General features: G+C 70.8%; 28 protein-coding genes and 3 tRNA genes. 20 read left to right on the top strand and 11 right to left on the bottom strand.

Annotation, left to right across the window (positions count from 1 at the left end; genetic code table 11):
* Positions 1-5 precede the first annotated feature (5 nt).
* The 6 genes from ADL15_RS06310 to ADL15_RS06285 all read left to right on the top strand — a co-directional run bounded on the left by ADL15_RS06310 (position 6) and on the right by ADL15_RS06285 (position 2,430).
* A complete protein-coding gene (locus ADL15_RS06310; RefSeq protein WP_067685659.1) occupies positions 6-248 on the top strand; it encodes a helix-turn-helix transcriptional regulator in 243 nt (80 codons plus the stop codon).
* Positions 249-288: 40 nt separating this feature from the next.
* Positions 289-1,083, top strand: a complete 795-nt coding sequence (locus tag ADL15_RS06305; protein ID WP_083970956.1) for a fumarylacetoacetate hydrolase family protein — start codon at positions 289-291, stop codon at positions 1,081-1,083.
* Positions 1,084-1,216: 133 nt separating this feature from the next.
* Positions 1,217-1,288, top strand: a tRNA-Gln gene (locus ADL15_RS06300).
* 59 nt (positions 1,289-1,347) lie between these two features.
* Positions 1,348-1,420: transfer RNA gene (locus tag ADL15_RS06295), tRNA-Glu, on the top strand.
* A 165-nt stretch (positions 1,421-1,585) separates the two neighbouring features.
* A tRNA-Glu gene (locus tag ADL15_RS06290) sits at positions 1,586-1,658 on the top strand.
* Between the two features lie 103 nt (positions 1,659-1,761).
* On the top strand, positions 1,762-2,430 hold the full coding sequence (locus tag ADL15_RS06285) for an N-acyl homoserine lactonase family protein (RefSeq protein WP_067685657.1): 669 nt from the start codon (positions 1,762-1,764) through the stop codon (positions 2,428-2,430).
* Between the two features lie 339 nt (positions 2,431-2,769).
* Here the strand turns inward: ADL15_RS06285 and ADL15_RS06280 are convergent, their stop codons facing one another.
* Positions 2,770-3,456 carry an IclR family transcriptional regulator gene (locus tag ADL15_RS06280; RefSeq protein ID WP_014447202.1) on the bottom strand — a complete coding sequence of 229 codons (687 nt, stop codon included), beginning with the start codon at positions 3,454-3,456 and terminating at the stop codon, positions 2,770-2,772.
* Positions 3,457-3,505: 49 nt separating this feature from the next.
* Here ADL15_RS06280 and leuC point away from each other — a divergent pair, with 49 nt between their 5' ends.
* From leuC to ADL15_RS06260, 4 genes are all read left to right on the top strand, one after another.
* Positions 3,506-4,960: a 3-isopropylmalate dehydratase large subunit gene (leuC, locus tag ADL15_RS06275; RefSeq protein WP_067685656.1), complete on the top strand. Its 1,455-nt coding sequence runs from the start codon at positions 3,506-3,508 to the stop codon at positions 4,958-4,960.
* Between the two features lie 15 nt (positions 4,961-4,975).
* Complete coding sequence (gene leuD, locus ADL15_RS06270) at positions 4,976-5,566, top strand: 3-isopropylmalate dehydratase small subunit (protein WP_067685655.1); 591 nt, start codon at positions 4,976-4,978, stop codon at positions 5,564-5,566.
* A gap of 160 nt (positions 5,567-5,726) precedes the next feature.
* Complete coding sequence (locus ADL15_RS06265; protein ID WP_067685654.1) at positions 5,727-6,497, top strand: HU family DNA-binding protein; 771 nt, start codon at positions 5,727-5,729, stop codon at positions 6,495-6,497.
* A 94-nt stretch (positions 6,498-6,591) separates the two neighbouring features.
* The gene (locus tag ADL15_RS06260) at positions 6,592-7,017 is read left to right on the top strand and encodes a hypothetical protein (RefSeq protein ID WP_067685653.1); all 426 of its coding nucleotides are present in this window, start codon (positions 6,592-6,594) and stop codon (positions 7,015-7,017) included.
* Here ADL15_RS06260 and ADL15_RS06255 read toward each other — a convergent pair.
* From ADL15_RS06255 to cofC, 4 genes are read right to left on the bottom strand one after another with little or no spacing between them, the layout of a single operon-like run.
* Positions 6,974-7,852: an NUDIX hydrolase gene (locus ADL15_RS06255; protein WP_067685652.1), complete on the bottom strand. Its 879-nt coding sequence runs from the start codon at positions 7,850-7,852 to the stop codon at positions 6,974-6,976. The two genes, ADL15_RS06260 and ADL15_RS06255, sit on opposite strands and share 44 nt — an antisense overlap.
* Complete coding sequence (locus tag ADL15_RS06250) at positions 7,852-10,116, bottom strand: RNA degradosome polyphosphate kinase (protein ID WP_067685651.1); 2,265 nt, start codon at positions 10,114-10,116, stop codon at positions 7,852-7,854. The genes ADL15_RS06255 and ADL15_RS06250 overlap by 1 nt, the downstream gene beginning before the upstream one ends.
* A gap of 55 nt (positions 10,117-10,171) precedes the next feature.
* Entirely contained in the window at positions 10,172-10,369 is a 198-nt protein-coding gene (locus ADL15_RS06245; protein WP_067685650.1) for a cold-shock protein, read from the bottom strand.
* Between the two features lie 10 nt (positions 10,370-10,379).
* Complete coding sequence (cofC, locus tag ADL15_RS06240) at positions 10,380-11,015, bottom strand: 2-phospho-L-lactate guanylyltransferase (protein WP_083970954.1); 636 nt, start codon at positions 11,013-11,015, stop codon at positions 10,380-10,382.
* Positions 11,016-11,188: 173 nt separating this feature from the next.
* On the opposite strand from cofC, the gene ADL15_RS06235 reads away from it, so the two are divergent.
* The 4 genes from ADL15_RS06235 to ADL15_RS06220 are packed head-to-tail and all read left to right on the top strand — an operon-like array spanning position 11,189 to position 14,389.
* Complete coding sequence (locus tag ADL15_RS06235; RefSeq protein WP_067685648.1) at positions 11,189-11,911, top strand: lysophospholipid acyltransferase family protein; 723 nt, start codon at positions 11,189-11,191, stop codon at positions 11,909-11,911.
* On the top strand, positions 11,908-12,900 hold the full coding sequence (locus ADL15_RS06230) for an NAD(P)H-dependent glycerol-3-phosphate dehydrogenase (protein ID WP_067685647.1): 993 nt from the start codon (positions 11,908-11,910) through the stop codon (positions 12,898-12,900). The genes ADL15_RS06235 and ADL15_RS06230 overlap by 4 nt, the downstream gene beginning before the upstream one ends.
* Complete coding sequence (locus ADL15_RS06225; protein WP_067685646.1) at positions 12,897-14,000, top strand: cystathionine gamma-lyase; 1,104 nt, start codon at positions 12,897-12,899, stop codon at positions 13,998-14,000. The genes ADL15_RS06230 and ADL15_RS06225 overlap by 4 nt, the downstream gene beginning before the upstream one ends.
* Positions 13,997-14,389: a hypothetical protein gene (locus ADL15_RS06220; RefSeq protein WP_067685645.1), complete on the top strand. Its 393-nt coding sequence runs from the start codon at positions 13,997-13,999 to the stop codon at positions 14,387-14,389. The genes ADL15_RS06225 and ADL15_RS06220 overlap by 4 nt, the downstream gene beginning before the upstream one ends.
* Positions 14,390-14,822: 433 nt before the next feature.
* Here the strand turns inward: ADL15_RS06220 and ADL15_RS06215 are convergent, their stop codons facing one another.
* Positions 14,823-15,215: a hypothetical protein gene (locus ADL15_RS06215; RefSeq protein ID WP_232343930.1), complete on the bottom strand. Its 393-nt coding sequence runs from the start codon at positions 15,213-15,215 to the stop codon at positions 14,823-14,825.
* Between the two features lie 162 nt (positions 15,216-15,377).
* Between ADL15_RS06215 and ADL15_RS06210 the strand changes: the two genes are divergently transcribed.
* Positions 15,378-16,475, top strand: coding sequence for a D-alanine--D-alanine ligase family protein (locus tag ADL15_RS06210; RefSeq protein ID WP_067685643.1), 1,098 nt, complete (start codon positions 15,378-15,380; stop codon positions 16,473-16,475).
* A 7-nt stretch (positions 16,476-16,482) separates the two neighbouring features.
* Here the strand turns inward: ADL15_RS06210 and ADL15_RS06205 are convergent, their stop codons facing one another.
* Together ADL15_RS06205 and ADL15_RS06200 are read right to left on the bottom strand one after the other, a co-directional pair.
* Positions 16,483-17,136: a DUF3515 family protein gene (locus tag ADL15_RS06205; protein WP_067685642.1), complete on the bottom strand. Its 654-nt coding sequence runs from the start codon at positions 17,134-17,136 to the stop codon at positions 16,483-16,485.
* A 2-nt stretch (positions 17,137-17,138) separates the two neighbouring features.
* On the bottom strand, positions 17,139-17,372 hold the full coding sequence (locus tag ADL15_RS06200; protein WP_067685920.1) for an Lrp/AsnC family transcriptional regulator: 234 nt from the start codon (positions 17,370-17,372) through the stop codon (positions 17,139-17,141).
* Between the two features lie 99 nt (positions 17,373-17,471).
* Here ADL15_RS06200 and ADL15_RS06195 point away from each other — a divergent pair, with 99 nt between their 5' ends.
* Both ADL15_RS06195 and ADL15_RS06190 read left to right on the top strand, forming a co-directional pair.
* A complete protein-coding gene (locus tag ADL15_RS06195) occupies positions 17,472-18,416 on the top strand; it encodes a thiamine-phosphate kinase (protein WP_067685917.1) in 945 nt (314 codons plus the stop codon).
* 9 nt (positions 18,417-18,425) lie between these two features.
* Positions 18,426-18,905, top strand: a complete 480-nt coding sequence (locus ADL15_RS06190) for a GNAT family N-acetyltransferase (RefSeq protein WP_067685641.1) — start codon at positions 18,426-18,428, stop codon at positions 18,903-18,905.
* Between the two features lie 55 nt (positions 18,906-18,960).
* On the opposite strand, the gene rpmB is transcribed toward ADL15_RS06190, so the two are convergent.
* Positions 18,961-19,152: a 50S ribosomal protein L28 gene (gene rpmB / locus ADL15_RS06185; protein WP_067685640.1), complete on the bottom strand. Its 192-nt coding sequence runs from the start codon at positions 19,150-19,152 to the stop codon at positions 18,961-18,963.
* Between the two features lie 160 nt (positions 19,153-19,312).
* Between rpmB and ADL15_RS06180 the strand changes: the two genes are divergently transcribed.
* The 3 genes from ADL15_RS06180 to ADL15_RS06170 are packed head-to-tail and all read left to right on the top strand — an operon-like array spanning position 19,313 to position 23,468.
* Positions 19,313-20,905: a DAK2 domain-containing protein gene (locus tag ADL15_RS06180; RefSeq protein WP_067685639.1), complete on the top strand. Its 1,593-nt coding sequence runs from the start codon at positions 19,313-19,315 to the stop codon at positions 20,903-20,905.
* A complete protein-coding gene (gene recG, locus ADL15_RS06175; RefSeq protein ID WP_067685638.1) occupies positions 20,902-23,124 on the top strand; it encodes an ATP-dependent DNA helicase RecG in 2,223 nt (740 codons plus the stop codon). Before ADL15_RS06180 ends, recG begins: the two co-directional genes overlap by 4 nt.
* Entirely contained in the window at positions 23,121-23,468 is a 348-nt protein-coding gene (locus tag ADL15_RS06170; protein WP_067685637.1) for a DUF952 domain-containing protein, read from the top strand. Before recG ends, ADL15_RS06170 begins: the two co-directional genes overlap by 4 nt.
* A 32-nt stretch (positions 23,469-23,500) precedes the next feature.
* On the opposite strand, the gene ADL15_RS06165 is transcribed toward ADL15_RS06170, so the two are convergent.
* Both ADL15_RS06165 and ADL15_RS06160 read right to left on the bottom strand, forming a co-directional pair.
* On the bottom strand, positions 23,501-24,700 hold the full coding sequence (locus ADL15_RS06165; protein ID WP_067685636.1) for a hypothetical protein: 1,200 nt from the start codon (positions 24,698-24,700) through the stop codon (positions 23,501-23,503).
* A gap of 93 nt (positions 24,701-24,793) precedes the next feature.
* Complete coding sequence (locus ADL15_RS06160) at positions 24,794-25,825, bottom strand: LPXTG cell wall anchor domain-containing protein (RefSeq protein ID WP_067685635.1); 1,032 nt, start codon at positions 25,823-25,825, stop codon at positions 24,794-24,796.
* Between the last annotated feature and the right edge of the window lie 139 nt (positions 25,826-25,964).

Genomic DNA, 25,964 nt, shown 5'->3' with positions numbered 1-25,964 from the left:
CGGTCATGGCGAGTGAGATCACGTACAACCGGATCGCCATGCTGCGCGCCGAGCGGGGCATCTCCCGGCGCCAGCTGGCCGACGCGCTCGGTGTGCACTATCAGACAGTCGGCTATCTGGAACGCAGTGAGTTCAGTCCCAGCCTGCACCTCGCGTTGCGGATCTGCGCGTACTTCGAGGTGCCGGTCGAGGTGGTGTTCGCCCTGGAGCCGTTCCCGCGACTCGGCGCGGAGTCCCGCCCGGCGTAGATTCCAGGGGAATCCGTCCTTGTGGAAGTTGGGGTTACCCGTGCGTTTCGCCCGTTTTGTTCATGCCGCTGGGGTGTCGTTCGGCGTCGTCGAGGGTGACGGCGCCTCCGGCCTCACGGTGGCCGAGATCAGCAGCCTGCCGTTCGAGAAGGTGGTGCCCACCGGTCAGCGGTGGGCGCTGCCGGACGTCCGCCTGCTCGCGCCGATCTTCTCCAGCAAGGTGATCGGGGTCGGCCGCAACTACGCCGAGCACGCCGCCGAGATGGGCAACGAGGTGCCCAAGGAGCCGCTGATCTTCATCAAGCCCTCCACCTCGGTGATCGGCCCGAACGACGCGATCCGGATTCCCTCGGTCACCACCCAGGTCGAGGAGGAGGCCGAGCTCGCCGTCGTGATCGGCGCCACCGGCGCCCGCCGGGTGGACCGGGCCGGCGCCGAGAAGGCGATCTTCGGCTACACCGTCGCCAACGACGTCACCGCGCGCGACCTGCAGCGCAAGGACCCGCAGTGGACCCGGGCCAAGGGGTTCGACTCGTTCTGCCCGCTCGGCCCGTGGATCGAGACCGAGCTGGACGTCAGCGACCTGGAGGTGCGCTGCGAGGTCGGCCGCGACCCGAACAACATGGAGGTGCGGCAGATCGGCCGGACCAAGGACATGGTGTTCGACATCCCGACCCTGGTTTCGTACGTCTCGCACGTGATGACCCTGCTGCCCGGCGACGTGATCCTGACCGGCACGCCGGCCGGGGTGAGCCAGATCGTCCCCGGCGACACCGTGTCGGTGAGCGTGCAGGGCATCGGGGAGCTGCGCAACACCGTGGTGGCCCTGGACTGAGCGGGTCTCGCAGGCGCTGACATCGGGTTACCCGGAGTTGTCGCGGAGTCACGCAGACGAGTTTGGGTAACCCGATTTGGTGGGACGGGAGGGCTCAGGTAAAGTTCTCCACGGCCCGGCAAACAGGGCCGAATGGGGTATGGGGTAATTGGCAGCCCAACTGGTTCTGGTCCAGTTAGTCTAGGTTCGAGTCCTGGTACCCCAGCGTTACCAATCCTCGGGTTGGTTTCGCTGGAACGTGAAGTTTAGCGTGACAGCAGTTCTGGTCCCATCGTCTAGTGGCCTAGGACGCCGCCCTCTCACGGCGGTAGCGCGGGTTCGAATCCCGCTGGGACTACGCTCTTGAAACGGCCCGCATCTCTGGATGTGGGCCGTTTTGCGTGGTGGGTCCCGATCCGGGTGGGGTGGATCACGGACTGCCCGTGCCGCGCAGCCGATTCGAGGAATCCGCCGGGCGGCTGATAGAGTTCATCCGTCGCCGAGCAAGATCGCGGTGACATGAGGTCCCATCGTCTAGTGGCCTAGGACGCCGCCCTCTCACGGCGGTAGCGCGGGTTCGAATCCCGCTGGGACTACCGAGAAACACCGGCCCGCACCGATCACGGTGCGGGCCGGCGTCGTTTCTGCTGCCCGCAGATTTTCGCCGCCGGGCTGAGCCGGCGTGCGGATACTGCGACGATGACCGACATCACTGTCCGGCGCGTCGACTACGGGTACTTCGTGCGGCCGGCCGAGGAGACCGGTGCCGGAGCGCCCCGCGTCGAGCCGGCGCTCGGCTATCTGATCGACCATCCCGGCGGCCGGATCCTCGTCGACACCGGAATGGGACACGACCCCGGCGTCGACGCCCACTACCGGCCGCGGCGGGTCCCACTGCAGGCGGCCCTCACGGCCGCGGGGACCAGGACCGACGAGATTTCGTACGTGGTGAACTGCCACCTGCACTTCGACCACTGCGGTGGCAACGCCGAGCTGCCGGGGGTGCCGGTCTTCGCCCAGCGCGCCGAGCTGGCGGTGGCCCGGAGCTCGGAGCAGTACCTGCCCGGCCTGGTCGACCATCCCGGCGCGGTGCTGCAGGAGCTGGACGGCGACGCGGAGATCTGCCCCGGGGTGCTGATCGTGCCGACTCCCGGCCACACGCCCGGTCACCAGTCGGTGGTGGTCACCACCGGCGACGGCACGGTGATCGTCGCCGGTCAGAGCCACGACCACGCGACCGCGTTCACGAGTGACGTCCTGGGCCGCCGGGCCGGGGTCGGCCTCACGCCGGCCTGGCTGGACCGGTTGCTGGCCCTGGACCCCCGCCAGGTCCTCTTCGCCCACGACAACGCCATCTGGACCCCGTGAGCGCGCGAACCGCACCGAAAGTCCCCACGCACCGCGCCAACCCCGTGTGCGTGTGAAGTTGGGGTGCGGTGCGCGCCGAAAGTCCCCACGCAGCGGGTCAGCCCTGTGTGCGTGTGAAGTTGGGGTGCGGTGCGCGCCGTAAGTCCCCACGCAGCGGGTCCGCCCTGTGTGCGTGTGAAGTTGGGGTGCGGAGCGCGCCGAAAGTCCCCACGCAGCGGGTCAGCCCCGTGTGTGTGAAGTTGGGGTGCGGAGCGCGCCGAAACTTCACACGGGCTGGGCGTGGAACCGCCCGGTCGGCGGGTGGGCCGGACCGGGCGGGGAAGGCGGGGGAGGGTTCTGCTACAGGCCGGACAGGCGCTGACCGGCGCGGACGACGGCCATCGCGTGACGCTCACCGGGACGGCGGCCGAGTCGTTCGATCGGACCGCTTATCGAAATCGACGCGATCACGCGTCCGGTCCGGTCCCGGATCGGCGCCGAGACGCTCGCCACACCGGGCTCGCGCTCGGCCACGCTCTGCGCCCAGCCGCGCCGGCGCACCTCGGCCAGCGTGCGGCCGGTGAACTTGCAACGCGGCAGCAGCGGCATCACGGCCTCCGGCGGCTCCCAGGCGAGCAGGATCTGCGCGGCGGACCCGGCGACCATCGGCAGCACCGAACCGACCGGCACGGTGTCCCGCAGACCACTGGCGCGCTCGGCCGCGGCGACGCAGATCCGTTCATCGGCCCGACGCAAGTAAAGCTGCGCGCTCTCTCCGGTCGCGTCCCGCAATGCGGAAAGCAGGGGCTCCGCGGCGGTCAGCAGAACGTCCGGCGCCGCGTTCGCCAGCTCGCCCAGACGAGGCCCGGGACGCCACCTTCCCTGGGTGTCCCGGACCAGCATCCGATGGATCTCCAAGGCCTGGGCCAGGCGATGTGCTGTTGCCCGCGGAAGCTTCGTGCGCTCTACCAATTCGGCCAGACTGGCGCCGTCAACACATGCGGCGAGGATGACAACCGCCTTGTCGAGAACGCCTACACCGCTCATACTGTGTCCCACAAGCCGAAACATACATTCCAGAATTTAGGATGTCCAGATGGTGGGAGTCACTCCCCAGGGCGGGAAACCCAGGACCCTGGCCGAGAAGGTCTGGGATGACCACGTGGTGCGCACGGCCGACGGCGAGCCCGACCTGCTCTACATCGACCTGCACCTGCTGCACGAGGTCACCAGCCCGCAGGCGTTCGACGGTCTCCGGATGGCCGGCCGCCCGGTCCGCCGGACCGACCTCACGCTCGCGACGGAGGACCACAACACCCCGACCGGGTATGCGGATCCGGCCTTCAACACCCGCCGTGGCGACCTGCTGACCATCACCGACACCGTCTCGCGCACCCAGATCGAGACGCTGCGGAAGAACTGCGCCGAGTTCGGCGTCGAGATCCGCCCGCTCGGTGACGTGAACCAGGGCATCGTGCACGTGATCGGCCCGCAGCTGGGCCTCACCCAGCCGGGCACCACGATCGTCTGCGGTGACTCGCACACCGCGACGCACGGCGCGTTCGGCGCGCTGGCCTTCGGCATCGGCACCAGTGAGGTCGAGCACGTGCTCGCCACGCAGACGCTGCCGCAGTCGAAGCCGAAGACGATGGCCGTCACGGTCGTCGGCGAGCTGCGTCCGGGCGTGAGCGCGAAGGACCTGATCCTCGCCCTGATCACGCAGACCGGCACCGGCGGCGGCAACGGCCACATCGTGGAGTACCGCGGGTCCGCGATCCGGGAGCTCTCCATGGAGGGCCGGATGACGATCTGCAACATGTCGATCGAGTGGGGCGCCAAGGCCGGCATGATCGCGCCGGACGAGACCACGTACGCGTACCTCAAGGGCCGCGCGCACGCCCCGCAGGGCGCGCAGTGGGACACCGCGCTGGCGTACTGGAACACCCTCGCCACCGATGAGGGCGCCGAGTACGACACCGAGATCATCCTGGACGCGTCGGCGATCAGCCCGTTCATCACCTGGGGCACCAACCCGGGTCAGGGCGCCGCGCTGGACGGCGTCGTGCCGAGCCCGGACGACTTCGTGGACGAGCAGGAGCGTGGCGCCGCCGAGCGCGCGCTGGCGTACATGGATCTCACCCCGGGCACGCCGTTCCGGGACGTCCCGGTGGACGTGGTGTTCGTCGGCTCGTGCACCAACGGCCGGCTCGAGGACCTGCGGGCCGCCGCCGACGTGATCCGTGGCCACAAGGTCGCCGACAACGTCCGGATGATGATCGTCCCCGGCTCCTACGTGGTGCGCGAGCAGGCCGAGGCCGAGGGCCTGGACAAGATCTTCACGGAGGCCGGCGCCGAGTGGCGGTTCGCCGGTTGTTCGATGTGCCTCGGCATGAACCCGGACACGCTGAGCCCCGGGCAGCGCGCAGCGTCCACCTCCAACCGCAACTTCGAGGGCCGGCAGGGCAAGGGTGGGCGTACCCACCTGGTCTCGCCGCAGGTCGCCGCCGCCACCGCCGTGGTCGGCAAGCTGGCCGCCCCCGCCGACCTCTGAGTTAGGGGATCAGACATGGACAAGTTCGTCACCCACAGCGGCAAGGTCATGCCGCTGCGCCGTTCCGACGTGGACACCGACCAGATCATCCCGGCGGTCTACCTGAAGCGGGTCACCCGTACCGGCTTCGAGGACGGCCTGTTCAGCGCGTGGCGCGAGGACCCGGGCTTCGTGCTGCACAACCCGGCCCACGCGGGCGCCACGATCCTGGTGGCCGGGCCGAACTTCGGCACCGGCTCGTCCCGGCAGCACGCCGTCTGGGCGCTGCGCGACTGGGGTTTCAAGGCGGTGATCGCGGCCCGGTTCGGTGACATCTTCCGGGGCAACGCGCTCAAGGAGGGCCTGCTGCCGGTCCAGCTCGACCAGAAGGTCGTGGAGAGCCTGTGGGACCTGGCCGAGAGCGAGCCGGAAAAGCTGATCACCGTCGACCTGGCCGAGCGGGTGGTGCGCGTGGACGACGCCGCGTACCCGTTCGCGATCGACGATTTCAGTCGCTGGCGCCTGTTGGAGGGGCTCGACGACATCGGACTCACGTTGCGCCACGAGGACGCGATTAGCGCGTACGAGAAGGACCGCCCGGCTTTCAAGCCGGTCGTCGTCCTTTAGTCCGCGACGTTGATTTCGCCCCCGCCGGGTAACTGGTGGGGGCGAATTTCGTTGGGACACAACGGATTTTTGCCGCGAATGTTTGTGTAACCAGGTCACAGGGCATACCGTGCGCGCAGAATGGCCTGCGTGGGCCAGTTCTCACGTCCGGGAGGAAACCGTGAACAAGGCCGAACTCATTGAGGCGCTCGCCGTCAAGCTGGGCGACAAGAAGACGGCGACGATTGCGCTGGACGCGTTCATCAGTGAGGTGCAGAACGCGGTCGCCAAGGGAGACAAGGTCTCCCTCACCGGCTTCGGATCGTGGGAGAAGCGGACTCGCAATGCGCGGACGGCGCGGAATCCGCGCACCGGCGAGGCCGTGAAGGTGAAGAAGACGTCGGTCGCCGCATTCCGGCCCGGCAACACCTTCCGCGAACTCGTCGCCGCGGGCAAGCCGGCAAAGGTGGCCAAGGCGGCCACGGTCAAGAAGGCGGCCGCCACACCGGCGGCGAAGAAGACCACGGCGACCGCACCGGCGAAAACGACGTCCGCCACGGCGGCCAAGAAGACCGCGGCCACCAAGACCGCGGCGGCCAAGACGGCACCGGCGAAGACCACCGCGGCGAAGAAGACCGCGACCTCCGCCAGCAAGGCGACGCCGGCCAAGGCCACCAAGACCGCTACCGCCACCAAGGCGACGGCGACCAAGGCCACGGCTCCGGCGTCGAAGAAGAGCGCGCCGGCCGCGGCGAAGAAGACCACGGCGGCGAAGACGGCACCGGCGAAGACCACGGCGGCCAAGAGCACGGCCACCAAGGCCGCGGCGACCAAGACCGCTGCTCCGGCGAAGAAGACCACCACCCGCAAGACCGCGACACCGGCGGCGGCTCCGGCCCGGGCCAAGGGCGCCGCGACGGCCAAGGCCGCTTCGACCCGCAAGGCCCGCTGAGCACCAGGTTCTCCGGAGAAAAGGCGTCCATCGTACGGGTGGACGCCTTTTCGTTCCCCGGGAGCGAAACGCCTACCGGGCCTACCGTGCGGGCATGGAACGCAGACCGCGGGGCCTGGTCGCCCGCGCGAGCATCGCCGCCGGCCTGTTCGCGGTGGCGGTCGTGCCGGGCTGGACGCTCGGCGACCTGGCCGAGCAGGCGACCGGCTGGCCGGCGCTGGACTGGCTGCTCACCTGTGGCTGGTCCGGCCTGGTGGTGGCCGCCGTCGCCCCGCGGACCTCACACCGCGCCCGGGACGGCCTGGCCGGCGCCGTCCCGCTCTACGGCTGGTATCTGGCCGGCGTGCTGAGCTGGCGGTTCGCCCTGCTGCCCTATCGGGACTGGGAGCCGCGCCGGGACGAGCTGTGGCGGGCCCGCTGGCTCAGCGGCGACCTGGTCGGGTACTGGCGGGCCGACCACGCGCCGGCCCGCCCGGTCACCAGGGCGACATCCCCAGCAGGCGCTCGCCGGACCAGGTGAGCAGCCAGCCGTCGCCCTTACGGGTGGTGTACGGCTCGGCGTCGTCGTCCGCGTTCAGCAAGGCCAGCAGCGGCGGCATCACCTTGCCCTGGCTGCACACCACCACACGCTCGGTGGAGCGCAGCTCGGCCAGCCGGTTCCGGGCGGCGGCCAGCCGGGCGGGCAGCCCGGCCGCGTCCTCCGGCTCGGCGAACGCGTTGTCCACCACGATCGGCAGCCGGGTCGCGGCGGCCAGCGGCTGCAGGGTCTGCGAGCAGCGCAGCGGGGTGGCCGCGACCAGCCGCTGCGGCCGGAACGTGGCGAGCCGCTCGGCGACCTGTTCGGACTGCCGGCGGCCCTTCGCGCTGACCGGGCGCAGCGCGTCCGGCCCGGACCAGGTCTTGCGCTCGCCGGCGTGCGCGTGCCGGACGAACGCGGTCACCGACGTGATCGGCGGCAGACCGGCCACCAGGGCGAGCAGCGTGCGCTCGTCCGGATAGGTGAGCCGTTCGGCGGCCTCCGGCAGCGGCAGCCAGGCGGTCGCGTCCACCTCGGCGGTGTCCTGCACCGGGCCGTCGCCGCCGGCACGCATCAGCCAGAACCGCACGGTCTTCGGCCGCCCGTCCGGCAGCCGGTACGCCACCTCGGGCAGCCCGAACTCCGGCAGGCCCGGCGAACCGGTCTCCTCGGCCACCTCCCGGATCGCGGCGGCCAGAGCCGGCTCGTCGGGTTTGAAGGTGCCCTTGGGCAGACTCCAGTCGTCGTAGCGCGGGCGGTGCACGAGGCAGATCTCGCGCACGCCGTTCGCGCCCGGGCGGTAGAGGACCCCACCCGCGGCGCGTTCCGGTTCGAGCATCAGCTCCCCTTGATGACCCGCTTGAGCAGAGCCGCCTGCAGATGGACCTGCGGCTTGCCGGGGGTGCCGTTGTTGCGGTGCCAGATGCCGTCGGCGTCCAGGTCCCAGCCCTCGGTGCCCTCCGCCATGGACAGCTCCAGGACGTTGCGCATCTCGGCGCGGGCCGACGGCAGGGTGACCCGGACCAGCGCCTCGACCCGGCGGTCCAGGTTGCGGTGCATCAGGTCGGCCGAGCCCATCCAGTATTCCGCGTCGTCGCCGGCACCGAACCGGAAGACCCGGGAGTGCTCCAGGAACCGGCCGACGATCGAGCGGACCCGGATGTTCTCCGACAGGCCGGGCACACCCGGGCGCAGCGCGCACATCCCGCGGATGATCAGGTCGATCTTCACGCCGTCCTGCGAGGCGCGGTACAACGCGTCCGCGGTCTCCTCGTCGACGAGCGAGTTCACCTTGAACTGGACCAGGCCCTGGCCGCCCGCCCGGGCGATCTCGGCCTGCTGCTCCAGTCGCTCCAGCAGGCCCCGGCGCACGCCGTGCGGCGCCACCAGCAGCCGCCGGTACGTGGTCTGCCGGCTGTACCCGGTGAGCACGTTGAACAGGTCGGTGACGTCCGCGCCGACCTCGGGATCGGCGGTCAGCATGCCGAAGTCCTCGTAGAGCCGGGCGGTCTTCGGGTGGTAGTTGCCGGTGCCGATGTGGCAGTACCGCCGCAGCTGGTTGCCCTCCTGCCGGACCACCAGCGAGGTCTTGCAGTGCGTCTTGAGCCCGACCAGGCCGTAGACCACGTGGCAGCCGGCCCGCTCCAGGGTGCGTGCCCAGGCGATGTTGGCGACCTCGTCGAACCGGGCCTTCACCTCGACCAGCACCACCACCTGCTTGCCGGCGGCGGCCGCGTCGACGAGGGCGTCGACGATCGGCGAGTCACCCGACGTGCGGTACAGCGTCTGCTTGATGGCCAGCACGTTCGGGTCGGCGGCCGCCTGCTCGATGAACCGCTGCACACTCGTCGAGAACGAGTGGTACGGGTGGTGCACCAGGATGTCCGACTCGCGCAGCCGGTTGAAGACGCTGCGCGGCACCTCCCCGTCCGCCAGCTGCGGATGGGTCGCCGGTACGAAAGGGCGGTCCTTCAGATCGTCGCGGTCGCACTCGCCGAAGACCTGCCACAGCGCGGACAGGTCGAGCAGGCCGGGCACCCGCAGCACGTCGTGACTGTCCATGTCGAGCTCGCGGACCAGCAGGTCGAGCACGTGGTCGCTGATCGAGGCGGCGACCTCGAGCCGGACCGGCGGACCGAACCGGCGCTGCGCCAGCTCCCGCTCGAGGGCCTGCAGCAGGTCCTCGTCGCGGTCCTCGTCGACCTCGAGCTCGGCGTTGCGGGTCACCCGGAACGCGTGCACCTCGAGGATCTGCATCCCCGGGAAGAGCTGGTCCAGGTGGTTCGCGATCAGGTCCTCGATCGGCAGGAAGCGCACCCCGCGACTGTCGTTCTGCACGGTCACGAAGCGGGGCACGTTGTTCGGCACCTTGATCCGCGCGAACAGCTCCGGGTTGTCGCCGTCCGGGTAGCGCAGCGCCACGGCCAGGTTCAGCGACCGGCTCGAGATGTAGGGGAACGGGTGCGCCGGGTCCACCGCGAGCGGGGTCAGCACCGGGAACACCTTCTCCCGGAAGAAGGCGCGCAGCCGGCTCTGCTCCGGCGCGTCCAGCTCCTTCCAGCCGACCAGCTCGATGCCCTCGGCGGCGAGTTTCGGCCGGACCTCGTCGGCGAAACAGGCGGCGTGCCGGGTGACCAGATCGGCGGTGCGCGCGGTGATCATCTCGATCTGGTGGCGCAGCGGGGAGCGGTCACCGCCACGGACCGGAAGACCGGCGCTCAGCCGTCGTTTCAGCCCGGCGACCCGGACCATGTAGAACTCGTCGAGATTGCTGGCGAAGATCGCCAGGAATTTTGCGCGTTCCAGCAGCGGGGTGCCCGGATCCTCGGCGAGTGCCAGCACCCGCGCGTTGAAATCGAGCCAGGACATCTCCCGGTTCAGGAAACGATCATCCGGAAGGTAGTAGCCGTCCTCGGCCACGACGGATTCGTCCTCGACATCTGCGGAGATCTCAACCACCTCGGTGCTTTCCACTTCGACCTCCACCACTGGTTCGGCGATCGGCTCGGTTACGTCGACGGCCTCGCCGGGCGTGGCAGGGGGGAGAAAGCGGCCGTTCGGGCCACGCCGGCGGGTCTCGGGGGTCCGGGGCGGGGTTTGCATGGGTCCATCATTGCCGGTTCGAGCGGAACGTGAAACGAACTAGCTAATGATCAACTTAGACGATTCCAGGAATTAACACCCGGTGTACCTGCCCGCCCGGTTCGGCCTCGATCGAGACCCGCTGCCCGAGTCGCAACAGCCGGAGTCCGGAGCGGCCGAAGGCCTCCGACCCGAAGGCCAGCTCAGAGCCGTCGTCGAGGAGGAGGGTGCCGCTGCGGGTGCCGGCGTCGAAGGTGGCGATGGTGCCCTGCATGTGGTTGACGCTACCCGGAGCATGCGGCCGGTGTGCAGGCCTGGCTGAGTCCGAGATCACCCAGCAGCGCCCGGGTCCACTCCCCGGCGCCCAGATCGAGCACCGCCGCCAGGTCCGCGGCGGTGTCCACGTCCTGCCGGAAGCCCGGCCAGTCACCGGGCAGCGCGGTCGCGCCGGAGGCCCGGTGCGCGGCCGCCGAACCCGGTCCGAAGCGCGGGTCGAGCAGCTCACCGGGCGGCACGGCCAGCAGGACGGTGCCGGTGCCGGCCGCGTCCGGCACGAAGCTGCGGGACCGGGCCGCGCCGAGGGCGGCGTCCAGCTGCCCGGGCCGCAGGGCCGGCAGGTCGCCGGTCAGCACCACGCGGTGCGCGGCCCGGCCGGCCACCTCGTCGGCGCCGAAGCGCAGGGCAGCGTTGAGCCCGGCGCCGGGATCCGGCGCGACCTCGCCACCCAGCTCCCGCACGACCGCGGCCACCACCGGATCGCCGGTCACCACGATGAGGCCGGCCACCGAGCCGGCGCCCAGCACCGCCGCGGCCGTGTCGCGCACCATGGCGAGCACGAGATCGGGATGCCGGTCCTCCGGCACCGCGCCCCGCAGCCGGCTCTTGGCCGCATCGAGCCCTTTGACCGGGATTACGGCCATCCACTTCCTTGCCACCCGGCAAGTCTGCCGTATCCATGGCTCCGCCTCGCTCCGCCGGCGGCGGCTTGCGGGGTAACCGGTAACACCCCTACCTGGTACGCGGGGCGGTGAGGGGGCATGATTTCGTCGCAGACGACGGGCGACGTGGTCGCCGACGAGGGACGGGGGAAACCGTGGCGCAGCAGAGGCTGGGATTCTGGCAGCGCTTCGCGGTGGCGCTGGTCGTCCCGACCATGACCCTCTGGTCCAAGCGCAGCTGGCACGGCATGGACAAGATCCCACCCGGCGGTGTGATCCTGGTCCCCAACCACGTCTCGCATTTCGACCCGCTGGTCGTGGCGCACTACGTCTACAAGGCCGGCCGCTGGCCCCGGTTCCTCGGCAAGGCCAGCCTCTGGCGGGTGCCGATCATCGGGCCACTGTTGCGCAAGACCCGGCAGGTCCCGGTCGAGCGGGGCAGTGTTGAGGCGGTGAAGTCGCTGGAGGCACTGGCCGAGGCGTTGCGCGAGGGCGGCGTCGTGGTGGTCTACCCGGAGGGCACCACCACCCGGCACCCCGACCTGTGGCCGATGCGCGGCAAGACCGGCGCGGCCCGGCTGGCCCTGCTCACCGGCGCCCCGGTGGTCCCGGTCGCGAACTGGGGCGCCCAGGACGTGTTCGACCCGCGGACCAACAAGTTCAAGTTCACCCGGGCGGCCGTCACGGTCACCACCGGCGACCCGGTCGACCTGAGCCGGTGGGCCGGCGCCGAACCGTCCCGCGCGGTGCTCGAGGCGATGACCGAGAAGATCATGCTGGACATCCGGGACCTGCTCGGCACGATCCGCGACGGCGAACCGCCGGCGCTCTACGACCGGCCCGCTCGGCGGGCCACGACTGCGGAGGACGCGTCATGAAGGCGGCCGTCATCGGATCCGGTGCCTGGGGCACGGCGTTCGCCAAGGTGCTCGGCGACGCGGGTTCGGAGGTGACCATGCGGGCCCGGCGCGAGCAGGTGGCCGCGGAGATCCGCGACCAGCACGGCAACGAGGGCTCGCTGCCCGGCATCCGGCTGTCGAAGCGGATCACCGCCACCACCGACCTGGCCGAGGCGGTGGACGGCGCCGAGCTGATCGCGATCGCGGTGCCGTCGCAGACGCTGCGCGCCAACCTGGCCGACTGGGCCGGGTTCTTCCCGAAGGACGCCACGGTCGTCTCCCTGATGAAGGGCATCGAGCTGGGCACGCTCAAGCGGATGAGCGAGGTGATCGTGGACACCGCCGGGGTGGCGGCCGACCGGGTGGTGGTGGTCTCCGGCCCGAACCTGGCTCCCGAGATCGCCGCCGAGCAGCCCACCGCGACCGTGGTGGCCTGCCTCGACGAGGACCGCGCCCGGCAGGTGCAGCACGCCCTGGCCACGCCGTACTTCCGGCCGTACACCAGCGACGACGTGCTCGGCTGTGAGCTGGGCGGCGCGGTGAAGAACGTGATCGCGCTGGCCTACGGGATGGCCTCGGCGATCGGGCTCGGTGACAACACCAAGGCGTCACTGATCACTCGCGGTCTGGCCGAGACGTCCCGGCTCGGGGTGGCGCTCGGCGCCGACCCGCTCACCTTCGCCGGGCTGGCCGGTCTGGGTGACCTGGTCGCATCCTGCTCCTCGCGGCTGTCCCGGAACCGTACGTTCGGTGAGCACCTGGGCCGCGGCGAGAGCCTGGAACAGGCGCAGGTGGCCACCCGGCAGACCGCCGAGGGCGTGAAGAGCTGCCTGTCCATCCGGGACCTGGCCCGCGCACACGGCGTCGAGATGCCGATCGTGGAGCAGGTCGAGAAGGTCTGCCACGAGGGCGCCGACCCGCGGGTCGCGGTCAAACTGCTGATGACACGAGAGATGAAACCCGAGTGAGCTACTCCGACGGGACCCGATCGGTCCATGCCGGCCTGCCCGAGCCGGTGGTGGGCGAGCCGTTCCTGCGCGGCCCGGTCTTCGCCGCGCCGTACCACCTGGACCCGGTCACCGGACCCGGCGAGAACGGTTACGCCCGGACCGAGCACCCCACCCGGGAGGCCCTCGAGGCCGCGATCGGCGAGCTGGAGGGTGGTCCGGCGCTGGCTTTCGCCAGCGGTCAGGCGGCGATCACCGCCATGCTGTTGTCGCTGGTCAAGACGGGCGATCGGGTCGCGCTCCCGGGCGACGGCTATTTTCCGGTACGAGCGTTCGCCGGTGGCGCGCTCGCCGATCTCGGTGTCGGGAGTGTGCTGGTGCCGACGGCCGGCCCCTACCCGGATCTGACCGGGCTGCGGCTGGTGCTGCTGGAGACCCCGGCCAACCCGGGCCTGGACGTAGCCGACATCCGGGCGCTGGCCGACGCCGCGCACGCCGCCGGGGCGTTGCTCGCCGTGGACAACACCGCGGCCACCCCGCTCGGGCAGACCCCGCTCGCGCTCGGCGCGGACCTGGTCGTGGCGTCCGGGACCAAGGCCCTGACCGGTCACTCCGACCTGCTGCTCGGCTACGTGGCGGCGCGCGACACCGCCCTGCTGGACAAGGTGGAGAACTGGCGGAAGCTGACCGGCGGGGTGCCCGGCGCGTTCGACTGCTGGCTGGCGCACCGGTCGATCGCCACCATGGACCTGCGGCTGGCGCGGCAGAGCGCCAACGCCGCCGCGATCGCCGAGCTGCTGGCCGGACGCTCCGATGTGACCGGGGTTCGCTGGCCGGGGCTGCCGTCCGATCCGTCCTATCCGGTGGCCAGCAAGCAGATGCGCCGGATCCCCGGGATCGTGGCGTTCGACCTGGGCAGCGCGGAGCGGGTGGCCCGGTTCCTGGAGGCCGCGTCGCTGGTCTTCGCGGCCACCTCGTTCGGCGGGGTGCACACCAGCGCCGACCGGCGGGCCCAGTTCGGTGACGACACCGCGCCGGGCTTCGTCCGGTTCTCCTGCGGCATCGAGGACACCGCTGACCTGGTGGCCGACGTCAGTCAGGCCCTGGACAAGTCGCGGTGACCGCCTGGAGCAGTTTCGACGGTGACCAGGTGGCGGCGCTGACCCAGGGCGAGAGCTTCTTCGCGGCGCCGGGGGAGCGGGACTGCCCGTCCTGCGGGGAGCGGCGCCTGCGGGCCTACTTCACGGCGCCGGCGAACGCCCGCCGGCCGACGCTGGTCAGCTACGTGTGGTGCGCCGGCTGCGACAAGTTCGTCGGCACCCGGGCCAAGCACCCGGAGGGCCTGGTCATCTCCGACCCGCTGGCCACCCTCTCCACCGACGAGCGCCGCGAGCTGGAACGCAGCCTGACAGGCTTCCTGGCGCATCTCGACGAGCTCTGGGACGCCGGCGTGCTGCCCCAGACGGTGTCCGATGGCCGCGCCTCCGGCACGGCGGCATTGCGCCCCTGAGAGTCGGTGTCGAGTGCACCGAAAACGACCACGGCTTCGCCTAGCCGTTTCGGCACCCTCGACACCGGCGGGCGCAATGCGCGCTGCCTGACGGCCGCCGGTTGTCGGCGAGACAACCCTCAGCACCAGCCGAAGACCTGGCGGCGCGCTGGGGTCCGGGGTGGGCGCGGTTTGGCGGCTGGGCCTCGGGGGTGTCTCACGGGACGTGAGGCACCCCCGAGCGCCAGCTGGGTTTTGATCTTTGGGTGAAACCGCTACCACGCACGGGCAGTGAAGGGGCCGGCGATCGTTCGGGACGCGCCAGCGGCCTGATCGCCGGGCCCGGCCCGCGCGGGAGCAAACGGTCCGGACCACGGCGGACGCGCGTATATGACGTTCTTGAAGTTGATCTTCGGGTTGGCCGGCTACGAAGGGTTGGCCGGCGACGAAGGGCCTATCCGGCGACGAAGTCGTGCAGCCAATCCTGGGGGACCGGTTGGCCGGGGGTGATGCCGATGCGGCGCAGGGCCTCGCCCGGACGGATGCCGAGAAGCGCCAGGGTCATCGTCGCGAGCAGGGTCGTCCGGCCGAGATCGGCGGCGGACTGGGTGACCACGAAGCGACCGGAACGGACCTCCCGCGCCAGCCGGGTGGCCAGCGCGACCATCTCGGTGGCCTCCTTGCGCGGGGCCGACGTGTCCGGAACCGGGTAGGCGACCAGCTCGATGCCGGCGCTGTCCGCGTCCGGCGGCCGATGAGCGGTGGTGCAGACCAGGACGTGGACGCCGGCCCGGGCCAGCGCGCCCAGTTCCTGCGATGACCACGGCTCGTCACGGGGCCGTGCCATGGTGGCCAATTGCCCCGGTCCCGGGCCCGCGATCACGTGGAGTGCTGGTCCCATTTACTGTTCGTCTCCCCCTGCCTAGGGCAGCGCCGCCGCATCCCGAATCTGGCCTACGCAGAGTAGGGTCACCCCCGGCTAACCCGCTAGCGAGAGGCGCAGAGAAGAGTGACAACCCCCCGGAAGACCCGTGTGGCGATCGTGTTCGGCGGACGCAGCACTGAGCACGCCATTTCCTGCGTGAGCGCGGGTGCCATCCTGGGTGCGCTGGACCCTGATCAGTACGAAGCGGTCCCGGTCGGAATCACCCGGGAGGGTCGCTGGGTGCTCGCCGGTGGGGACCCGTCGTCGTTCGCCATCGCCGGTTCCACGCTGCCCGAGATCACCGCGGCGTCCGGCAACTCGGTGGTGCTCGCGGCCGACCCGACGACGACCGAGCTGATCGTGCGCGACCCGGCCGAGGGCGTCTCCGAGCTGGCCGGTGTCGACGTGGTCTTCCCGGTGCTGCACGGCGCGTACGGCGAGGACGGCACGATCCAGGGGATGCTGGAGATGGCCGGTATCCCGTACGTGGGCGCGAACGTCTTCGCCTCGGCGGCCGCCATGGACAAGGAGTTCACCAAGAAGCTGGCGGTGGCCGAGGGCATTCCGGTCGGGCCGTACGCGGTGCTCCGGGCCGGTGTCTCGCTCGCCGACGAGGACAAGGAGCGGCTCGGGCTGCCGGTCTTCGTGAAGCCGTCGCGGGCCGGCTCGTCGCACGGGATCACCAAGGTCAGCGACTGGGCCGACCTGGACGCCGCGATCGCCACGGCACGGGAGATCGACCCGAAGGTGCTCGTCGAGGCCGCGATCGTGGGCCGCGAGATCGAGTGCGGCGTGCTGGAGGGCGAGGCCGGTGGCGCGCCCGAGGCGTCACTGCTCGCCGAGATCCACGTGGACGAGGCCGCCGACTGGTACGACTTCGAGACGAAGTACCTGGTCGGCAGCCGGTACACGATCCCGGCCGGCTTGCCGGACGAGGTCACCCGGCAGGTCCGGGAGTTCGCGCTGCGCACCTTCACCGCGCTGGACTGCGCCGGTCTGGCCCGGGTCGACTTCTTCGTCACGGCCGACCACCAGATCTACCTCAACGAGATCAACACGATGCCGGGCATGACGCCGACCTCGATGTTCCCGCAGATGTGGGCGGCCACCGGGCTGGAGTACCCGAAGGTCGTGGACCGGCTGATCCGTACCGCGCAGCGGCGTGGCACCGGCCTGCACTAGCCCGCGGTCAGGGGAAACATCCGCTCGGCACGCCCTCGGTGATCGACTTGTCGGTCTCGACGACCGTGTCGGAGAACTCGTTGGCCCACTGCGCCCGCTTGTCGTAGGTCGCCGGCACGATCACCTGCACCGGGATCTCGCGGTCCATCGTGGTGAAGGTGCTCTTGCCGGCGCCGTCCGAGTAGTACCAGCAGACCCGGTTCATCAGCAGCAGGTCGGCGACCAGCGGCACGCACGAGCCGGACGTGTCGTCGACGGTCTCGCACATCTTCGGCTGCGGTACGCCGCAGGAGACCGTGATCGGCGGTTCGCCGTACGCGGCGTTCTGCTCCGGGCCGGCGCTGACCTTGCGGGGCGGCAGGTTCCGGACCTGGGCCGGCAGCTGCGCGGTCACCGCGAGGCAGACCTGGGCGGCGCGCGCGGAGAGCTTGGGCGCGGCGACCTCGACCGCCGTGCCGGGCACGACGATCGGGCCGCTCGCGGCCGGCGCCGGGTCGGCCGCCGGCCGTGCCTTGTCGATCTGCAGGAACGCGACGAGACCCACGATGATCACCACCGGCACGGCCACCACGGTTGCCCAGATCGCGGCGATCCGCGTGGTGTTGTCCGGCTCGGTGGCCCCCTTCTCGGGGGCGTCCTTCGGGGTGTCTACGTCGACCATGCTCAGAGATTTACCACGGAGCAGGTGAGCGTCCTGGTGATGCCCGGTACGTATTGGACCTTGCTCACAATCAGGCTGCCCAGTTCGTCAACGGTGTGTGCCTCGGTCAGTACCACCACGTCGTACGGCCCTGTCACCGCGTCGACCCGGACCACCCCCGGTATTTTCTCGATCGCGGCGGCCACGTCACGGGCCTTCCCGACCTCCGTTTGAATGAGGATGTATGCCTGGACCACGATCCGACTCCTATCCGCCACCGCGTCGGTGATCCCCGATCGTGAAACTACCGTACGAAGCGACCCGGCAGCGGGCCGCCACCATCGAAGGACGTGGACGTGAGCATCGCAGAGTCCGGTGAATTCGGGCTGATCGGACGAATCGTATCCCGACTCGACTCCGGCACGGCCACCATCCTGGGACCGGGCGACGACGCCGCCGTGGTCCGCGCCGCCGACGGGCGGGTGGTGGCCTCCACCGACGTGCTCGTCGAGGGCCGCCATTTCCGCCGTGATTGGTGCGGACCGATCGACGTCGGCCACCGGGCCGCCGCCGCCAACCTGGCCGACATCGCGGCGATGGGCGCCACCCCGACCGCGCTGCTGGTCGCCCTGTGCGTGCCGCCGACCCTGGACAGCGCGTGGGCCGAGGGCCTGGCCGACGGGCTGACCGCCGAGGCCGCGCTCTGCGGCGCCGCCGTGGTCGGGGGGGACACCTCGTCCAGCCCGACCCTGACCATCGCGGTCACCGCGCTGGGCGACCTGGGCGGGCGGGAGCCGGTGCGCCGCAACGGCGCCCAGCCGGGCGACATCCTCGCGCTGTCCGGCCGGATCGGCTATGCCGCGGCCGGATACACCATCCTGTCCCGGGGCTTCCGGACGCCGAAGATGCTCGTCGAGGCGTACCGGCGGCCGGAGATCCGGTACGCGGCCGGCCCGGAGGCGGCCCGGCTCGGCGCCACCTCGATGATCGACGTGTCGGACGGGCTGCTGCAGGACGTCGGGCACCTGTCCACCGCCAGCCTGGTCGGGATCGACATCCGGACCGCGGCGTTCGACATGCCGGACCAGATGCGCGACACCGCCACCGCGCTCGGGCTCGACCCGTACCAGTGGGTGCTGGCCGGCGGCGACGACCATCCGCTCGCCGCGACGTTCCCGGCCGGGACCCGGCTGCCGGCCGACTGGCGGGAGATCGGCTCGGTGCACGACGGCTCCGGCGTCACGGTCGACCGCAAACCGTGGAGCGGGCCGCTGGGCTGGGACCACTTCAAGGTGAATTAATCTGGCGGCGTGGTTCAGATCAAGATCAGACAAGCACGGTACGACGAGCCGGCCGTGGTGGAGCTGGTCGCGGAGAACATGCGCGACCTCTCCGAGCGGTACGGCGGCACCGGCGACGACACCCCGATCGCGGCCGCCGACTTCCTCCCGCCGGACGGCGCGTTCTTCGTGGCCGTCCGTACCGGCGACGACGGCTCTGATGGTCCTTTGGTGGGCAGCGCGGGCTGGCGGCGGCACGGGACCGACGCCGAGCTGAAGCGGATGTTCACGCTGTCCGCGGCGCGCGGGCACGGTGTGGCCCGGCGGATGCTGGCCGTGATCGAGGAGTCCGCCCGGGACGCGGGGTGCACGCGGGTGATCCTGGAGACCGGTGACAAGCAGCCCGAGGCGATCGCCCTCTACCTGTCCGCGGGGTACGAGCGGATCGAGGACTTCGGGTATTACCAGGGGCACGAGGGCGTGCTGTCGTACGCGAAAAAGATTTTGTGACAGCAAAAGGCCGCCGGGTCAGTGACTCGGCGGCCTCTTTCACGCTTGGATCAGGTCAGGCGCGGACAACCTTGCCGGCCTTGATGCACGAGGTGCAGACCTTGAGCTTCTTGGTGGTCCCGCCACCGGCCGGGGTACGCACCGACTGGATGTTCGGGTTCCAGCGGCGGTTGGTCCGCCGGTGCGAGAAGGACACGTTGTGGCCGAAGCCCGGTCCCTTGCCACAGACGTCACACACGCTAGCCACGGGATACTCCTGGGTTTGATTCGAAGAACAGAAGACGCCCAGGAGCGAGACTCGCCCAGGCAACCCAGCGAGCTTACCCGACTCGACGAGTTCTCGACCAATCGCCCCCGGTCAGGGTGCGTACCCAGCGATTGTCGGGGGTGGTTAGTACGATTTTCGCGTGCTGGAAACCCTCGATGCCGCTGCCGTGCACCGCTGGTGCGACGGTGGGCTGGAGGCGCTCCGGGCCCACCAGCGTGAAATCGACGACCTGAACGTCTACCCGGTGCCCGACGGCGACACCGGGACCAACCTCGTCCTGACCCTCACCGCCGCGCAGGAAGCCGTCGTGTCCTTGCTGCACGAGGAGCCACGCACCCCGATCGGCGGGCTGATGAGCCGGATGGCGCGGGGCGCCCTGCTCGGCGCCCGGGGCAACTCCGGCGTGATCGTGTCGCAGATCCTGCGCGGCATGGCCGACTCGTTCGCCACCGCGGTCGCGGTCCGGGGTTCCGAGCTGGCCAGCGCCCTGCGGGAGGCCACCGACGCGGCCTACGCGGCGGTCGCCCGCCCGGTCGAGGGCACCGTGCTGTCCGTGGTGGCGGCCGCCGCCGAGGGTGCCGGGCGGATCAGGTCCGACAGCCTGGTCGCCGTCGCCCGGGCCGCCGCGCGCGCCGCCACCGAGGCGCTGGCCCGCACCCCGGAGCAGCTGCCGGTGCTGGCCCGGGCCGGCGTGGTCGACGCCGGCGGGCGCGGCCTCTGCCTGCTGCTGGACGCGCTGGTCGACACCGTGGAGGAGAACGAGTTCGTGACCCGTCCCCGGCCCGTGGCCGTCGTCACCCCGGCCGCCGAGCACGACCACGAGCACGAGCCGGAGGACTGCTCCGGCCTCGGTTACGAGGTGCAGTACCTGCTGGACGCCCCGCCGGAGGCGCTGCCCGGGCTCCGCGCCACCCTGGCCGGCCTGGGTGACTCCCTGGTGGTGGTCGGCGACCCCCCGACGTGGAACGTGCACGTCCACGTGGAGAGCGCCGCCATCGGCCCGGCGGTCGAGGCCGGTGTCGAGGCCGGCCGGCCGTTCCAGATCCGGGTCACCCCGCTGACCGAGAAACGGCCCGGCGCCGACTCGCGGGGCGCCGTGGTGGTCGCCGACGGCGACGGGCTCACCGCGCTCTTCGAGGCGGAGGGCGCGGTGGTGGTCGACCACAACCCGTCCACCGCCGAGATGCTGGCCGCTGTGCACGCCTGTGGGGCCTCCGCGGTGGTGCTGCTGCCCAACGACACCAACACCCAGGCGGTGGCGGTCTCCGCGGCCCGTGAGGCCGAGGCGGCGGGGGTCAGGGTCAGCGTGGTGCCGACCCGGTCGCCGGTGCAGGCCCTGGCCGCGCTCGCGGTGCGCGATCACGGCCGCCCGTTCGCCGACGACGTGATCGCGATGGCCGAGGCGGCCGGCGCCTGCCGGTACGGCGAGGTCTGCACCGCCCAGCGCGACGCCCTGACCGTGGCCGGCCCGTGCCGGGCCGGTGACCTGCTCGGCCTGGTCGACGGCGAGGTGCACGTGATCGGCAGCGACCTGACCGACGTCAGCCACCGGCTGCTCGACCGGATGCTCGGCGGCGGCGGCGAGCTGGTCACCCTGGTGCTCGGCGCGGCCGTCCCGCCGGGCATGGAGGACGACCTGCGCGGTCACGTGCACCGCACCTGGCCGTTCATCGAGTTGCAGTGCTACGCCGGCGGCCAGCCGCGTTACCACCTGTTGGCAGGAGTCGAATGACCACGACCGACACCCCGTTGACCAAGGTCACCACGGAGGTCCCGCTGACCAAGGTGCTCGGCGCGAAGACCGCCAAGGCCCTGGAGGAACACCTCGGCCTGGTCACCGCGGGCGACCTGATCTACCACTTCCCCCGGCGCTACGACGAGCGCGGCGAGCACACCGACCTGCGCCAGCTCGAGGTCGGCGAGCAGGTCACCGTGCTGGCCCAGGTGCAGGGGATCGGCGTCAAACCGATGCGCCAGCGCAAGGGCAACATGCTCGAGGTGACCATCGGCGACGGCTCCGGGGCGACCCTGACCTGCACGTTCTTCAACCAGGCGTGGCGCGAGCGGGAGCTGACCCGGGGGCGCTGGGGGCTGTGGGCCGGCAAGGTCACCGACTTCCGCGGCAAGCGCCAGCTGAACGGCCCGGCCTATCAGCTGCTCAAGGCGGACGCCACGCAGGACGAGGCGGCCGAGGAGATCGAGGAGTTCGCCGGCGCGCTGATCCCGGTCTATCCGGCCGCGCAGGCGGTGCCCACCTGGACCATCGCCAAGTGCGTGCGGACCCTGCTCGACGTGTTCGAGCCGCCCGCCGACCCGATGCCGCCGGAGGTCCGGGCCGGCCGCAACCTGATCGGCATCGGCACCGCGCTGCGTGAGATCCACCGGCCCAGCGCCGAGCCCGCGCTCTACTCGGCGAAGCACCGGCTGAAGTGGGACGAGGCGTTCGCCGTGCAGCTGACCCTGGCGCAGCGCCGGGCCCGGGCCGCGGCGTCGCCCGGCACCGCCCGCCCGCGCCGCCCCGGCGGCCTGCTCGACAAGTTCGACGCCGGCCTGCCCTACGAGCTGACCGAGGGCCAGGCCACGGTCGGCGAGGAGATCGCCGAGGACCTGACCCGGGCGCACCCGATGCACCGGCTGCTGCAGGGCGAGGTCGGCTCCGGCAAGACGCTGGTCTCGGTGCGCGCCATGCTCCAGGTGGTCGACGCCGGCGGGCAGGCCGCGCTGCTGGCGCCCACCGAGGTCCTGGCCACCCAGCACTTCCGCGGGATCGGCGCGCAGCTCGGCGCCCTGGGCCGGGCCGGCGAGCTCGACGGTGACCTCTCCGGCACGCAGCTCACCCTGGTCACCGGCTCTCTGGGCGCGGCGGCCCGGCGTGCGGCGCTGGCCAAGGTCGCCGACGGGACCGCCGGGATCGTCGTCGGCACACACGCCCTTCTGTACGAGGGTGTCGACTTCCACGACCTCGGACTGGTCGTGGTCGACGAGCAGCACCGGTTCGGGGTGGAGCAGCGCGACGCGTTGCGCGCCAAGGCGAACCGTCCGCCGCACGTGCTGGTCATGACGGCGACCCCGATCCCGCGCACGGTGGCGATGACCGTCTACGGCGACCTGGAGACGTCGATCCTGTCCCAGCTGCCGCGCGGCCGGTCGCCGATCGCCACCCACGTGGTCCCGGCCCTGGAGAAACCGGCCTATCTCGACCGCGCCTGGCGCCGGGTCAAGGAGGAGGTCGCGGCGGGCCATCAGGCGTATGTGGTGTGCCCCCGGATCGGCGACGGTCCCGAATCTTCCTTCGAGGACGGTGGCGAGCCGCCGCCGGAGACCGAGTCGGCCCGCCGCCCGCCGCTGGCCGTCACCGAGGTGCTGCCGGCGCTCCAGCAGGAATATCTCAAGGGCCTGCGGATCGAGATGCTGCACGGCAAGATGCCGGCCGACGAGAAGGACGCGGTGATGCGCCGGTTCGCCGCCGGCGACGTCGACGTGCTGGTGGCGACCACGGTGATCGAGGTCGGTGTCGACGTGCCGAACTCCACCGTCATGATCATCATGGATGCCGACAGGTTCGGGGTGTCCCAATTGCATCAGCTGCGCGGCCGGGTCGGCCGGGGCTCGGCGCCCGGGATCTGCCTGCTGCACACCGAGGCCGTGGAGGGCTCCGCAGCCCGCGAGCGACTCGACGCGGTGGCCTCCACCACCGACGGCTTCAAACTCTCCGAGATCGACCTGGAGCAGCGGCGGGAGGGTGACGTGCTGGGCGCCTCACAGTCCGGCAAGCACTCGCACCTGCGGCTGCTGTCCCTGCTGCGGGACGAGAAGTTGATCAAGGAGGCCCGGGTCGAAGCCGCCGAGCTCGTCGGCGACGACCCCGACCTGTCCCGCCATCCCGCGCTGGCCGCCTCGGTGGCCGCGCTGGTCGACGAGAACCGCGCCGAGTACCTGGAGAAGGGTTGATCCTGCACCTGTGCCCACGAGACGACTGGGCGACTGTTTCTGATCACTACGAGCCGGCGTCGCTGGGTGTGGAGGGCTTCATCCACTGCTCGGATCCGGCGTGGGTGCACGTGCCGGCGTCGCTGTTCTACCGCGGCCGTACCGACCTGGTGCTGCTGGAGATCGACGAGGCCGCTGTCGACGTCCCGGTGGTCTGGGAGGACGGCAGTCCGCCGGACCCTTCGGGCCGCCAGTTCCCCCATGTGTACGGCCGGCTGCCGGCCCTGGCGGTGACCGCGGTGCACGAGTACCAGCCCGCGGCTGACGGGTCGTTCCCCCCATGGCAAGGGGGCGCCGACCGTTAGGTCGACGCCCCCTTGTTCAGGGCCTAGGCGGATCAGGCCTTGAAGTTCACCTTGCGGCGACGGGCCATGAAGAACAGGCCGGCGCCGACGATGAGCAGCAGGACCGCGCCACCGGCGATCGAGCCGCCGGCGGCGCCGGTCAGGGCCAGCTCACCGCCCGGGGTCTTGCTGGCGCTCGGGGTCGCGGCGGCCGGGGAGGTCGACGTGGACGCGCTCGCCGAGGGCGAGGTGGCGGCGGTCGGCGGGAGGCTCACCGGCGGGGAGGTGCTGGCGCTGGTGCTCGGCTGCGGCTCGGCGCACTCGCCCAGCGTGACCTCGACGGTGATGTCCTGCAGGCGGGTCTCGGGGAACTTCACCGTCGCGCTGGTGGTGGCGGTGGCGGAGTCGAACGTGACGGTCTGCGACTTGCCGGACGGCACGGTCACGGTCTTGGTCTTGCCGTTGTAGGTGACCTCGGCCGGGACGTCACCGTTGCCAGCGGGGTTGTTCACCGTGACGGTGGTGACCTTGCAGTCGTTCACGGCGGTGGCCGACGGCTTGCAGTTCTCCGGCAGCGCCCAGTCGATCGTGGTCGTCTCGAGCTTGTCGGCGGTCACCGTGATCTTGCCGCTGCCGGCCGGGACGGTCAGGTCCTCGCTGGCGCCCTTGGCGACCTTGACGACCTTGGTTTCGGTGCCGTACTTGACGGTGAAGTCGACGCCGTAGGCGCTCAGCGTGCCGTTGTTGCTCAGGTTCAGCAGCGTGCTGCCGTCACAGGCCGTCGTGTACTGCACGGCGGGCTGGACACAGTTGCTCGTGCCGCCGTTCCAGTAGGCGATCTTCTTCTTGTCGTACCGCAGGCCGCCCTCGACCAGCTCGGGGATGACGGTCTCGTCGCCACCGAGGAAGAGGTCCGCCTGGGTGTTGCAGTTGGGCAGATCGACCTTGAAGGTGTTGCTCGCGCCCTGCTTCGCGAAGGTGAACTTCTCCTTCGCGAACAGGTACTGCGGGACGTCGAAGTTCGGCTTCGGCGCCAGGTAGGTCACCAGGGTGACCTCCTGCGGCGCGCAGGCGTCCTTCATCGTCGCGGAGATCTCGGCCTTGCCGTTCTCGAACTTCCAGTCGGTGTGGCTGAAGTTCTCGGACACACAGGGGGCGAGGGAGGCGGCGTGGGAAGCCGTGGCCACGGTGCCGGCGCCGAGAACGGCGCTGACGAGCACGAGGGCCGCGCGGAGGAAGCGCGCTTTCTTCAAGAGGTGCTCCAGGAACGAGGGGAAAAAGGGGGTATGACGAAGCGCGCCGACCCGTGTGGGTCGGCGCGCCCCGGGTGTTGCTAGGTCTGGCTATCAGGCGGTGAAGCGGATCTTGCGGCGGCGGGCCATGTAGAAGAGGCCGGCGCCGAGGACCAGGGCCAGAGCGGCGCCACCGGCGATGGTGCTCGAGTTGGCACCGGTCAGGGCCAGCTCGTCGTCGTCACAGTCGGCCGGGGCCTTGTAGGTGATGGTCGCGACCTCGTCCTCGTAACCCTTGGGGGTCGCGACGACCTTCAGGCCCTTCGAGGCCTTGAAGTCGACGGTCTTGGTCTCGCCCGGGGCGGCCGTGACGGTCTTGGAGTCGCCGACGGACGGCTTGAAGGTGACCGTGACGGACTCCTTCCAGTCGACCGGGACCTCGATGCCGACGGTCAGGGTGTCGCAGGTGGTGTCGTAGATGAACTGCGGCTCGGTGACAGGGGTGTCCTCCGCGGGGAGCGAAGTGGTGCTCGACGGCGAGACCGGAGCCGACGGCTCGGTGGAACCGGTGGTCGACGGCGACGGGCTCGACGGAACCGTGGACTCGGACACCGACGGCGACGGGCTCGACGGAACCGTGGACTCGCTCGGCTCCGGCGACGGGCTCGACGGGGTCGAGGCGGACTCGGTCGGCTCCGGCGTGTCGCACTTCTCGGTCGGCTTGGAGGCGGACACCGGGCCCTTCTGGAAGCCGCCGACGTAGAAGCCGCCGTTCGGCTTGTTCCAACGGCCGTTGACCTGAAGGGTCGCCTCGGTGGCCTCACCCGTGAGCGTCTGGGTCGCCTTGAGGTGGGTGGAGTGCGACAGCGTGTCCTCGGCGTTGATGCCGGTGAAGCTGATCGTCCGGCCGTCGTTCGGCGTGTACTCCACCGAGTCGACCTTGCCGTCGCCGAAGGCGTTGTCGGTGGTCGTCACGTCCCACTGCACGACCCAGGAGCCGTCGGTGTTGAGGCAGGTGGTCGTGTCGCCGGCCTTGGGGTAACAGGCCAGAGCGGGCATGGCCGTGGACATCACGCCGATGAGACCGAGGGCCGCACCGGCGACAACGGTGCCGGTCCGACGGAACGGGGTTTTGAACAGGTTCACGCCTACTCCAAGGAACGGGGGTCAAGGAGATGAAAAAAGAGCGCGAAGAGACCGCGCGGCCGCCGCCGGTGGATTCAAGCGGAGCTGCGACGACGCCTCCCCACGTCGTCTGCGGACTGTCCCAGGGGGACATCCGCAA

It is taken from the genome of Actinoplanes awajinensis subsp. mycoplanecinus (assembly GCF_001509495.1).
Lineage (GTDB): Bacteria > Actinomycetota > Actinomycetes > Mycobacteriales > Micromonosporaceae > Actinoplanes > Actinoplanes palleronii.
The sequence above is the reverse complement of the archived record's forward strand: the minus strand, read 5'-3'. Positions and strand labels throughout refer to the sequence as shown.

Coding starts and splice junctions, on each gene's coding strand:
- ADL15_RS06310 (WP_067685659.1), top strand. CDS start 6: ATGGCGAGTGAGATCACGTACAACCGGATCGCCATGCTGCGCGCCGAG.
- ADL15_RS06285 (WP_067685657.1), top strand. CDS start 1,762: ATGACCGACATCACTGTCCGGCGCGTCGACTACGGGTACTTCGTGCGG.
- ADL15_RS06280 (WP_014447202.1), bottom strand. CDS start 3,456: ATGAGCGGTGTAGGCGTTCTCGACAAGGCGGTTGTCATCCTCGCCGCA.
- leuC (WP_067685656.1), top strand. CDS start 3,506: ATGGTGGGAGTCACTCCCCAGGGCGGGAAACCCAGGACCCTGGCCGAG.
- leuD (WP_067685655.1), top strand. CDS start 4,976: ATGGACAAGTTCGTCACCCACAGCGGCAAGGTCATGCCGCTGCGCCGT.
- ADL15_RS06260 (WP_067685653.1), top strand. CDS start 6,592: ATGGAACGCAGACCGCGGGGCCTGGTCGCCCGCGCGAGCATCGCCGCC.
- ADL15_RS06255 (WP_067685652.1), bottom strand. CDS start 7,852: ATGCTCGAACCGGAACGCGCCGCGGGTGGGGTCCTCTACCGCCCGGGC.
- ADL15_RS06250 (WP_067685651.1), bottom strand. CDS start 10,116: ATGCAAACCCCGCCCCGGACCCCCGAGACCCGCCGGCGTGGCCCGAAC.
- ADL15_RS06245 (WP_067685650.1), bottom strand. CDS start 10,369: ATGCAGGGCACCATCGCCACCTTCGACGCCGGCACCCGCAGCGGCACC.
- cofC (WP_083970954.1), bottom strand. CDS start 11,015: ATGGCCGTAATCCCGGTCAAAGGGCTCGATGCGGCCAAGAGCCGGCTG.
- ADL15_RS06230 (WP_067685647.1), top strand. CDS start 11,908: ATGAAGGCGGCCGTCATCGGATCCGGTGCCTGGGGCACGGCGTTCGCC.
- ADL15_RS06215 (WP_232343930.1), bottom strand. CDS start 15,215: ATGGCACGGCCCCGTGACGAGCCGTGGTCATCGCAGGAACTGGGCGCG.
- ADL15_RS06205 (WP_067685642.1), bottom strand. CDS start 17,136: ATGGTCGACGTAGACACCCCGAAGGACGCCCCCGAGAAGGGGGCCACC.
- recG (WP_067685638.1), top strand. CDS start 20,902: ATGACCACGACCGACACCCCGTTGACCAAGGTCACCACGGAGGTCCCG.